The sequence below is a fragment of the Brenneria goodwinii genome, assembly GCF_002291445.1.
In the GTDB taxonomy this organism is placed as follows: Bacteria; Pseudomonadota; Gammaproteobacteria; order Enterobacterales; family Enterobacteriaceae; genus Brenneria; species Brenneria goodwinii.
This window is the reverse complement of the sequence record NZ_CP014137.1, coordinates 3194670-3206074: the sequence shown is the minus strand read 5'-3', so window position 1 is coordinate 3206074 and position 11405 is coordinate 3194670. Positions and strand designations below refer to the sequence as shown.

The following is an 11405-nucleotide window of genomic DNA, read 5'->3' as shown; positions in this document are numbered from 1 at the left end:
TTCCTGCAAGGAAACGAATTTCTTGTGGGCGAATCATTCGGCGCTTAGCGAAGTTCCTGCGCGCCGTTGACCACTTTGACCTTTTTATAAGGCTGGGTCTGACGCAGGTTGTCGGCATCCAGATTCAGCGGGCCGGTTACGCCGTCGAAGTGCGGCGCGACGCTTTGCATCGCCGCCTGCAGCGCGGCGGGATCGGCCGATCCGGCTTTATTGATCGCCGCGGCGGCCAGCGTGATGCTGTCATAGGCATAGCTGCTGTAAGCGGATTGCGGAGCGGCGCCATAGCGTTTGTGGAACATGTCGATGTAGCCCTGGCCTTCATCGCCCGTGCTAGCCACTTCCATGCCCATTCTTCCCTCGATGTACTGCGCCGGGGTATTGGCCGTACACATGGTCAGGTACATACCGTACCAGGGGGTTTGATTCAGACCCATTTCATAGGATTCGCGGTTGAGTACCACCGCATCCTGGCCGTAGGTGGTGTAGACATAGGCATCGGGCTTGATGCGCGCGAGTTGGCCCAGTTCGCGGCGGTAAGAGGGCTGACCGCCGGTGTACAGCATTTTGGCGACGACTTTACCGCCCAGGCTCTGAAAATCTTTACTGAACTGATCCAGCATGCTCTGGCCGTAGGCGCCGTTCGGCGCGATAAAGGCAACCTTGCGGTATCCCATGTCATAGACATCCTGAGCGGAGAACTTGGTCGCCAGATCGGCCAGCCCGATTACGCTGTAGGAGTATTTGCCGACTTTACGCATATCGGTGCTGGAAGAGGTAATGTTGATGTGCACCAGTTGGTTTTTCACCAGATATTGTCCGACGGGAATGGTGACGCTGGATGAAAACTCGCCGATGACCAGCGGTACGCGGTTAACCTGGGTGAGTTTACGCACCGCGTCCAGGGCGATGACCGGGCTGCCCGCGGAGTCTTCGATCGTTACCGCCAGCTTCTGGCCGTTCACGCCGCCGTGCGCGTTGACCTGTTCCACGGCCAATTCCATTCCCCGGCGCATGTCTTCGCCGATGGTGGCGCTGACGCCGGTCAACGGCAGAATCGCACCTACCGTGACATCCGCTTTTACCGGCTGGGAGGCGCCCAAAAGCGTGCCGCCAAACAACGCCGAAGCAAATAAAACATGACGAATACGTAAAGTCATACTGTGTCTCCTGGTCAGAGTAAATGCGGGCGGAGCGGCGGTGAACCTATTTTCCCCGACGGCATTGCTGCGTAATGGTTTGTGACCGGCAGGACGTTAAGTCTTGCTGTCCTTGTTTATCTACAAGTGAATAACATAGTGAATGCTTAAGTGAATACACTTTGCCGAAAGTATTCAGCAATTGCTATGCCAGCCAGGGGAAAAAGTGATGCGAATGCACGAAAATACCGGGGCCGTTATTTCACCGAGGGGTGATATCTCTATAAATAACAACGAGTCACATAAAAATGAGCGATTGATAAAACATGGGGTGACGGTTTATACGGAAAAGGCATATCTAATGAATGGATGGAATAAATTATAAAATTTCAGGGGTGAGTTGCTTTTGTTTGGTGCAGAGAAAGTGTTATTTCAGTGCAATAATTTTTTATTATAAAAATATAATTAAATAATATATTCAGCTGGCGCAGCAGGGCTGATTTATTATTTGATTACCGTGAAAATAAAGTGTAGATCGAAGTGTATGCACATCGTGATTGTGTTATGCATGCAGGCATGCTATGAATTTAATTAACGTGTTTTCCGGGGAAAACTCCGGTTGTTAAACGATTTCAGCCATCAAGAGGAAATAACGTGCCGGTGAGTCAGAAAACAGTGCGCAGCGCGGATAGCGTGGAAAAGGTTTATGAAGTGGTGAAATCGCTGGCGGTAGATTATCACTTCAGACCCGGCGAGCGCATTAACGAGGTTGAACTGGCCAGCCGGCTGGGGGTATCTCGCACGCCGGTTCGCGAGGCGCTGAATCGTCTGGCTCAGGATGGCTTCATGAATTTTGTCCCCAACCGCGGTTTTTACTCCAGAGATATCACGCCTGAAGGCGTGCATGAGCTTTATGAAATGCGGGCGGTGATTGAACAAGCGGCATTCCGCTTTGCCTGTCTGCGCGCCAGCGATGAAGATATCAATCAGACGGCGGAAATCTGGGAGCAGAGCTGCCGCGATTTGCCCGATCCGGAGACCATCACGGACTGGACCAAAGTCGCGGAGGATGATGAGGCCTTTCATATGTCGATCGCCCGTATCGCCCGTAATGGACGCCTGTATGACACGCTAGGCAGCCTGAATTCCCTTATCCGTTTTTTCCGCCGCATCGATTTGGAAACGCCCAGCCGTCGTAACAATGCCTATGACGAACATATCGGTATTATTGAGGCATTGCGCCAGCGTGACGTGGAAAGAGGGGTTTTATTAATGGAAAAGCATGTTTCGCTGAGCGCGGAGCATGCGGTAGCGGTGACGAAAGAAGGCCTGGCGCGTATTTATTTCGGTAAATTAACTTGAGCGAAATAACCGGTAATCATCAGCGCCGTAAATAATATCGCCGCCGGGATGGTTGCCGTTACTCGGCTATTTTATCGTATTGTCTTATTTATATCCGATAATTTTTCGTGGCCGTTTCTCTGCGGCTCGCATTATTCCGGGTATGCATTTTTTCAGGTTTTATTCCCTGACTTCTTTTCAGGAAAAGGAATACGAAAATGAATATTAATCAGAAAGCGACGTTAAGTCTCGATCATGTATTGGTGACGGTCAATCATTATGAGCAGTCCTTTGAGAATTACCGCCGGATGGGATTTTCGCCATCGCCCATTAGCTATCATCCGTGGGGAACCGTCACCAGCTTTATGATGTTTGAAGATAATTTCATCGAGCTCATCGGGGTGAATGACGCCAGTAAATTCGGCGCCAATGCGGTTAACGGCTTCTGCTTCGGCCGCCAGATGGGGTCATTTCTGGAGCGCGGCGAGGATGGTATCTCCCTGATTGCGCTGCACAGCAAAGATGCGCGCGGGGATTACGCGGAGTTGATTAAACGCTTTGAACAGCATCAGGGCGTGATCGATTTTCGCCGTGAAATCATCATGGATAACGGCCAGTTGGATGAGGTGGTGGTTTCTATCGGCTTACTGATCGATCCCCGCTATCCGGAAGCGTCCAGCTTTATCTGCCAACAGTTCCGTCCCGACCTGATCTGGGTGGACGCGTGGCGTCATCACCCGAATGGCGCGACCGGCATTGAAGCGGTGACCTACATGGCGCAGGAAGGTGAAATGAACGTGCTGGAATCACGCTGGCGCAACGCTTACGGCGAGCGGGCGACGTGGCGGGACGGCGTGCTGACTGCGGATACCGGCTCCGGTCTGCTGCGGGCGATGACGCCGGCGCAGGCCGCGGAACGTTTCGCCGGCGTGGCGCTGCCGGTTTCGGTTAACACCAAACCCCATGCCATCGCCCTGACGCTGGGTACGCGGGACGGCCGCGCGCTGCGCGATATCCTGACGACCAATCAGGTCAGCCATTATGATGCCGCCGGACGAGTGCGCGTGGCGCCAGAAACGGCAGGTAACATTATCCTTGAATTTGTTGACGTCGAACGCTGAGTATCCGGAGGCCAGATCATGAGTCAGATTCACTTTATTGGGGCGGGGCAGATGGCGGAAGCCATTATTCGGGCGGCGCTGAACAGCGGTAAACTATCGCGTGACGCCGTTACCCTGGATGATATTGATGCCGCCAGGATCGCCACGCTGGAAGAGCGTTACCAGCTGACGTCCCGCCAGCGCGGCGAGGAGGCGCTGGCGGCGGCCGATTACATTGTAATGGGCGTGCGGCCGCAGGACGATATCGCGTCGGTGTCCGCCCGCATTCGCCAGCATGCGTCGCCTCAGGCGACGGTGATTTCCATTATCGCCGGCGTGACGATCGCCACGTTGACCGAACAACTGGGCGACACGCGCCCTATCGCCCGGGTGATCCCGAATACGCTGACCGATACCGGCTATGGCTACAGCGGCGCGGCGTTGAACGCCTATGTTGAGGAAGCGCCGCTGCGGGCGTTTCTGGAAAGCTTCGGGAAAGTGATGCTGGTGGAAGAGCGGCTGCTGGATATTTTCACCGGTTACGGCGTGGCCGGCCCGAATTACGTGTACTACTTCCTCGAATCGCTGATTGACGCCGGCGTGCTGGCCGGGATGCCCCGTCCGCAGGCGACTCAGATCGCCTATGAAAATCTGGTGGGCGCGGTGGCGATGCTCAATATCAGCGGCAAGCATCCGCGTCAGTTGATGGATATCAACAACTCGCCCGCCGGGGTGGGCATGAACGGGCTGTATGCGTTGAACAACAGCGATTTTGCCGCCGGTCTGCAGCGCAGCGTGCTGGCGGCGGTGAAACGAACCACCGAGCTGGCGGGTAAATAAAAATTTCAGCCGGATAATAATGCTGCGTCTTTGCCCGGCGCTGCGTATCCTCAACACCCTTGCGGCAAAAGGCCCGGACGTGTTTGCAAATTGAGTTGAAAGTGCGTTGCCGCTACCGCCTATCATCAATACGCCGGTTTTGAGTGGACGTGACGGACCGGCGGTCTGGTGGCGGTTCTGACCTGCCGCAGCTCGGAAATATCGTCAGCGTCGCCTGTTTGCGGTGAATTTATGTGTAGAATAACGGGCGGATAAGTTGAGCGATAAAGGATAACCGGCATGAAACCCAAATCGATTACGCTTTATGACGTGGCTGAACATGCCGGTGTCTCCTATCAGACCGTGTCGCGAGTGATTAATCAGGCCAGCCACGTTTCAGAAAAAACCCGTCTGAAAGTGGAAAGCGCGATGGCGGCGCTAAATTACGTGCCGAACCGCGTAGCGCAGCAGCTGGCGGGAAAACTTAGCCATACCATAGGCCTTGCCACCACCAACTTATCCCTGCATGCGCCCTCGCAAATTGTTGCCGCAATCAAATCCAAAGCCGGAAAAATGCAGTTCAACGTGGTGATCTCCATGATTGAACAACCGGGGGTGGCGGCGTGCAAGGCGGCGATAAACAGCCTGCTTTCCCAGCGGGTGGACGGGCTGATCGTCAATATTCCGCTGGAAAATGACGATGCGCAGTTGGTGCTCCGCGCCTGCGGTAAGGTTCCGGTGCTGTTTCTGGACGTTTCCCCCTCTCTGGTGGCCAATACCGTTCTCTTCGATCCCCATGAAGGGGCGCGGCTGGGGGTGGAACATCTGGTGAGTTTGGGGCATCAGCGCATTGCGTTGCTGACCGGACCGTTGACTTCGGTCTCCGCGCGCTTACGTTTTGAGGGCTGGCGGCAGACGCTGGCGCAGCACCGGTTGCAACCGATCGCGGTGCTGCATGGCGACTGGAGTTCGCTATCCGGCTATGAGCAAACGGTGCGGATGCTGGCGGAGGGGGCGCTTCCCACCGCGCTGCTGGTGGCCAATGACCAGATGGCCCTTGGCGCGTTGCGCGCGCTGTCTGAGTCCGGGCTTCCGGTTCCGGGGCAGGTTTCGGTTGTCGGCTACGACGACACGGAAGACAGCGCCTGTTTTATTCCGCCGCTGACAACCATCAAGCAGGATTTCAAAGTGTTGGGTGAAACCAGCGTCCATCGTCTGGTTGAACTGATCCACACGCCGGACGCCGCCCTATCGCCGCAGCTATTGCCGATAACCCTGGTTAAACGCAAAACCACCGCCGCGCCGGGAGAAAGCTACGCTTCCCCACAGGCATTGGCCGATGCGCTGAGCGCGCTGGCGCACCAGGTCGCCCGGCTGGAAACGCGCTAAACTCGTCTACCGTAGTTGTCTCTTAGAGCCTATCCCATTAGGGCTATTTCACTTGCCATTTTGGCCCTGGGCAGTGCTCGAAATCCTCACGTACTACGTGTACGCTCCGGTTTCTGCGCGCTGTCCGTGTCCAAACTGTCTGCGCCAATAACGCCTACTGGGGCAGGCTCTTAGTCACCTTTTTATGCAGACGCCGAGACCGTTTCGTGCGCCGCGATGCCGTCATTTTCATGCTGTCTGGTGGCTCGCGCTCTCCGTGGGGCGGGCCGGGATGCGTCATCAACCTCGTCTCTCTTTTTGTTCTTCGCCGTTAATTTATTTGTGAAGCCTGTCACCGAATACTATCCAGGCGCTTTACATCCTGAGAGGCAGAACGGATATTTCCTTTAAATTGTGAGCGAATCACAATTAGATAAAGGACCCGATATGATGACTCTTCAAACAGGCGCAGTCGCCGCCACTCTCGCTGCGGTACTTGCACACCGCGACTGGGAAAACCCGGCGGTTACGCAACTGAATCAGCTCGCCGCGCATCCCGTTTTCGCCAGTTGGCGCTCGCCGTCAGAGGCCAAAGAGGATGCGCGATCGCCCAGTATCCGTAGTTTGAACGGCATTTGGAAATTCAGCTATTTTAGTCGTCCTGAGGCGGTGCCGGAAAGCTGGCTGTATCAGGATGATCCCTGCGCCGATGAAATCGCGGTTCCATCTAACTGGCAGATGCTGGGCTATGATGCGCCGATCTACACCAACGTGACCTATCCCATTCCGGTCAATCCGCCGTTTGTTCCCGCGGAAAATCCGACTGGATGTTACTCGCTCACATTTGACGTGGACGACGACTGGCTCGCATCCGGCCAGACGCGCATTATCTTCGACGGCGTGAACTCGGCGTTTCATCTCTGGTGTAACGGACGTTGGGTCGGCTATGCGCAGGACAGCCGTTTGCCTTCGGAGTTCGACTTGAGCGCGCTGTTGCAGGCGGGGGAAAACCGGCTGGCGGTGATGGTGCTGCGCTGGAGCGACGGCAGCTATCTGGAAGATCAGGATATGTGGCGCATGAGCGGCATTTTCCGCGATGTCTCCCTGTTGCATAAGCCGCAAACCCATCTCAGCGATCTGCGTATCCAGACCCATCTGAACGACGATTTCAGCCATGCCGAGCTGCAAGTCCTGGCGGTGGTCAGCGGTCCGCAACGTGAGAGCGCGCAAATCACGCTGCAATTATGGGACGGCGACCAACTGGTCGGCGAGCGCCGGCAGCCTGTCGGAAGCGACATCATTGATGAACGCGGCATCTATCGCGACCGCGCCACGGTGCGCCTGCCGGTTAGCCGGCCGGCGCTGTGGAGCGCCGAGATCCCGCATCTCTATCGGGTGGTGGTGATACTGCAGGATAACAACGGCGCGTTTATTGAAGCGGAAGCCTGTGATGCGGGTTTCCGTAAAGTCGAGATTAGCAACGGCCTGTTGAAACTGAACGGCAAGCCGCTGCTTATCCGCGGCACAAACCGGCACGAGCATCATCCGGAACACGGCCAGGTGATGGATATCGCTACCATGCGTAAAGATATCCTATTGATGAAACAGCATAATTTTAACGCGGTGCGTTGCTCCCACTATCCTAACCATCCCCTCTGGTATCGCCTGTGCGACCGTTATGGCCTGTATGTGGTGGACGAAGCCAATATTGAAACCCACGGTATGGAGCCGATGAACCGGTTGACCGACGATCCGGCGTGGTTACCGGCCATGAGCGAACGCGTGACGCGCATGGTGCAGCGCGATCGTAACCATCCGTCGATCATTATCTGGTCGCTGGGTAACGAATCCGGACATGGCTGCAACCACGACGCGCTTTATCACTGGATCAAAGCCAGCGATCCCACGCGCCCGGTGCAGTACGAAGGCGGCGGGGCCAATAGTCCGGCGACCGATATTCTGTGCCCGATGTACGCCCGCGTCGATCAGGATCAGCCGTTCCCGCAGGTGCCGAAGTGGTCGATTAAGAAATGGATCGGCATGCCGGACGAGCAGCGCCCGCTGATCCTGTGTGAATATGCGCACGCCATGGGCAATAGCCTGGGCGGTTTCCACAAGTACTGGGCCGCGTTCCGTCAGTACCCGAGATTACAGGGCGGTTTTGTGTGGGATTGGGTGGATCAGTCGCTGACGCAATACGATGGCAACGGCGTGCCTCATCAGGCCTACGGCGGCGACTTCGGCGATAAGCCGAACGATCGCCAGTTCTGTATGAACGGTCTGGTTTTTGCCGATCGCACGCCGCACCCGTCGCTATACGAAGCGCAGCACGCACAGCAGTTTTTCCAGTTTACCTTGCATCGTGAAAGTCCGCTGCGGCTGGAGGTTTCCAGCGAATACCTGTTCCGCCGCAGCGACAACGAATGCCTGATCTGGACGCTGGCGCAGGAAGGCAAAACGCTGGCAAGCGGCGAGGTGACGCTGAATATCGCCCCGCAGGGCCGGCAGTCGATAGTCTTTAACGATTTGCCGGACATCGCCGCGCCCGGACAGGTGTGGCTGACGGTCAAAGCGCTACAGATCAACGCCACGGACTGGAGCGACGCCGGACACGTTTGCGCCTGGCAGCAGTGGCGTTTGGCGGATGTTCTGGCCGCCGACCCGGATCCGGTTAAGGGCGCGGCGCCGCAGCTGGCGGTGAGCGAACAATACTATGACATCAGCCTTGGCGCGCAGCGCTGGCAGTTCAGCCGTCAAAGCGGCCTGCTGACGCAGTGGTGGCAGGATGGGCAGCCGACGCTGCTGCGTCCGCTGCAAGATCAGTTTACCCGCGCGCCGCTGGACAATGATATCGGCGTCAGCGAAGCCACACGCATTGATCCCAATGCCTGGGTGGAACGCTGGAAAGCGGCCGGATATTACCAACTGGCGCCCGAAGTGGTGCGCTGCGAAGCCGAGGCGTTAACGCAGTCGGTAGCGCTGCACACCGTTCATCGCTGGACGTATCAGGGCAAAACGCTGTTTATCAGCCGCAAAACCTACCGCGTCGATAGCTTGGGCGAGCTGCATATCGGCGTGGATGTGGAGATCGCCTCGGGCGCGCCGGCCCCGGCGCGCATTGGCCTGACCTGCCAGTTGGCGGAGGTGAACGACCATGTGGCCTGGCTGGGTCTTGGCCCGCATGAGAACTACCCGGACCGTAAACAGGCCGCCTGTTACGACCGGTGGCGGCGTCCGCTCGACGAACTCTACACACCTTATGTCTTCCCAACGGAAAACGGTCTGCGCTGCGATACGCAACGGTTGGAATATGGCGCCAACCGCTGGGATGGTCATTTCCATTTCAATATCAGTCGTTACAGTCAGCGGCAACTGCGTGAAACCTCGCACCGCCATCTGTTAACGCCGGAAGAAGGCACCTGGGTGAATCTGGATGGTTTTCATATGGGGATCGGCGGCGATGATTCCTGGAGCCCCAGCGTAGCGCCGGAATATCTGTTGCAGGACAGTCATTATCACTATGCCGTGCGCTGGCATCGTTGTTAACCCGGATCGGATAAGCGTTTCCCAGCGGGCAGACCGAACCGTCTGCCCAACGGCTAGCCTAAGGATAAGAATATGTATTATTTAAAAAATACCAATTTCTGGATGTTCGGGCTGTTCTTTTTCTTCTACTTTTTCATCATGGGGGCCTATTTCCCGTTCTTTCCCATCTGGCTGCACGATATCAACCAAATCAGTAAAAGCGACACCGGTATCATATTTGCCTGTATCTCATTCTTTTCTCTGTTGTTTCAACCGATATTCGGCCTGCTGTCCGATAAGCTGGGACTAAAAAAACATCTGCTGTGGATCATCACCGGCATGCTGGTGCTGTTTGCGCCGTTCTTTATCTATGTGTTCGGCCCATTGCTGAAAACCAATATTCTGCTGGGGTCGATTGTCGGCGGCATCTATCTCGGTTTTATCTATAACGGCGGCGCGCCGGCGATAGAGGCCTATATCGAAAAAGTCAGTCGCCGCAGCCAGTTTGAGTTTGGCCGCGCGCGGCTGTTCGGCTGTATCGGCTGGGCGCTATGCGCCTCGATTGTCGGCATCATGTTTACCATCAACAACGAATTTGTCTTCTGGCTGGGTTCGGGCTGCGCGGTGATCCTCGCGATCCTGCTGTTCATCGCTAAACCGCAGACGTCATCTTCGGCGGAAGTGGCGAACTCGCTCGGCGCGAATCAGCACGCATTCAGCTTCCGTCTGGCGATGGAGCTGTTCAAAAATCCCAAGCTGTGGTTCCTGTCGCTTTATGTGGTCGGGGTTTCCTGTACCTATGACGTGTTTGACCAGCAGTTCGCCAACTTCTTTACTTCGTTTTTCAGCTCGAACGATCAGGGCACGCGCGTATTTGGCTACGTCACCACCTTGGGGGAGTTGCTGAATGCCTGCATTATGTTCTTCGCGCCGCTAATCGTTAACCGCATCGGCGGTAAAAACGCGCTGCTGCTGGCCGGGGCGATCATGTCCATACGCATCATCGGCTCGTCTTTCGCCAGTTCCTATGTGGAAGTGATCATCCTGAAAACCCTGCATATGTTTGAAGTGCCGTTCCTGATTGTCGGCTGCTTCAAATACATTACCACCCAGTTCGAGGTGCGCTTTTCCGCCACCATTTATCTGGTTTGTTTCTGCTTCTTCAAACAGTTGGCGATGATGTTTATGTCGGTATTCGCCGGATACATGTACGACGGCATCGGTTTCCACGGCGCCTATCTGGTGCTGGGGCTGGTGGCGCTCGGCTTTACGCTGCTTTCCGCTTTCACGCTGAGCGGTATGGGGCCGATTGCCGCCTGGCGTTCGTTTGGCAAAGGAAAAGCAAAAATCGCCTGATTGCGAAATGTAATAACCGTATTCCGATACTGAAAAAAACGCGCGCTGTTATAGCCATCAGCGCGCGTTGGGTTTTACCGCCGGCATTGATCAGGCCCGCAGCTCGTCATAGGAAACCATCACATGCTCTTTGAATGCGGGGCGCTTCGTCAGCCGTTGGTAGTAGCTTCTGACGGCTGGAAACGCGGGGCGTTGAATAGCCATATCGTAATAACGGTAGAGGACGTGGCCGAACTGGATATCCGCCAGAGTGAAATCCGGGCCGGCCAGATAGTCATGCATCGACAGTCTCTCTTCTGCGATTTTAAGTTTGGTGCAGAATGCCGCCAGCGCTTTTTCGATCGCATCATCATCGCGTTCGTTTTCCGGCGTACGCACGACACGCCAGAAAATCGGCGCGGTAAACATCAACGCGATATTGAGCTTGGACCACTCGGCCCATTTGTCGACGTTAGTGCGTGCAGACAAATCCTTTGGCCAGAATGCCTCTGGTCCATAACGATTTGCCAGGTAGCGGAGAATCGCGCCGGTTTCCCATAGCGCTTCTTCGTCCCCATCTTTCAGTACCGGGATCGTACCATTCGGATTCATCGCCAGAAACTCCGGCGTATTGGTGCCGCCGTAAATATGACCGGCATCATGACGATGATAGGGCAGACCTAGCTCGCCGATACACCACATTAGTGCCTGAACATTTGACGAAGAACGTCTTCCCCAAACCGTTAACATACCGCCCTCCAGTGAATGTGTTGGTATTAAC

8 protein-coding genes are annotated in these 11405 nt (G+C 55.7%); 6 read left to right on the top strand and 2 right to left on the bottom strand.

Annotated elements, in window-relative coordinates:
• Positions 1-44: 44 nt before the first annotated feature.
• Complete coding sequence (locus ACN28R_RS14220) at positions 45-1157, bottom strand: ABC transporter substrate-binding protein (RefSeq protein WP_095834749.1); 1113 nt, start codon at positions 1155-1157, stop codon at positions 45-47.
• A gap of 639 nt (positions 1158-1796) precedes the next feature.
• On the opposite strand from ACN28R_RS14220, the gene ACN28R_RS14215 reads away from it, so the two are divergent.
• The 6 genes from ACN28R_RS14215 to ACN28R_RS14190 all read left to right on the top strand — a co-directional run bounded on the left by ACN28R_RS14215 (position 1797) and on the right by ACN28R_RS14190 (position 10645).
• Positions 1797-2498 carry a GntR family transcriptional regulator gene (locus ACN28R_RS14215; protein ID WP_231604052.1) on the top strand — a complete coding sequence of 234 codons (702 nt, stop codon included), beginning with the start codon at positions 1797-1799 and terminating at the stop codon, positions 2496-2498.
• Between the two features lie 197 nt (positions 2499-2695).
• Positions 2696-3598 carry a VOC family protein gene (locus ACN28R_RS14210; RefSeq protein ID WP_095834748.1) on the top strand — a complete coding sequence of 301 codons (903 nt, stop codon included), beginning with the start codon at positions 2696-2698 and terminating at the stop codon, positions 3596-3598.
• Between the two features lie 18 nt (positions 3599-3616).
• On the top strand, positions 3617-4417 hold the full coding sequence (locus tag ACN28R_RS14205) for a pyrroline-5-carboxylate reductase family protein (protein ID WP_095834747.1): 801 nt from the start codon (positions 3617-3619) through the stop codon (positions 4415-4417).
• 279 nt (positions 4418-4696) lie between these two features.
• A complete protein-coding gene (locus ACN28R_RS14200) occupies positions 4697-5785 on the top strand; it encodes a LacI family DNA-binding transcriptional regulator (protein WP_095834746.1) in 1089 nt (362 codons plus the stop codon).
• A gap of 429 nt (positions 5786-6214) precedes the next feature.
• Positions 6215-9310 (top strand): beta-galactosidase, encoded by a 3096-nt coding sequence (locus tag ACN28R_RS14195; protein ID WP_095835808.1) that lies wholly within the window; start codon positions 6215-6217, stop codon positions 9308-9310.
• Between the two features lie 72 nt (positions 9311-9382).
• Positions 9383-10645 carry an MFS transporter gene (locus ACN28R_RS14190; protein ID WP_095834745.1) on the top strand — a complete coding sequence of 421 codons (1263 nt, stop codon included), beginning with the start codon at positions 9383-9385 and terminating at the stop codon, positions 10643-10645.
• Between the two features lie 90 nt (positions 10646-10735).
• On the opposite strand, the gene ACN28R_RS14185 is transcribed toward ACN28R_RS14190, so the two are convergent.
• On the bottom strand, positions 10736-11374 hold the full coding sequence (locus ACN28R_RS14185) for a glutathione S-transferase family protein (RefSeq protein WP_095834744.1): 639 nt from the start codon (positions 11372-11374) through the stop codon (positions 10736-10738).
• Positions 11375-11405 lie beyond the last annotated feature (31 nt).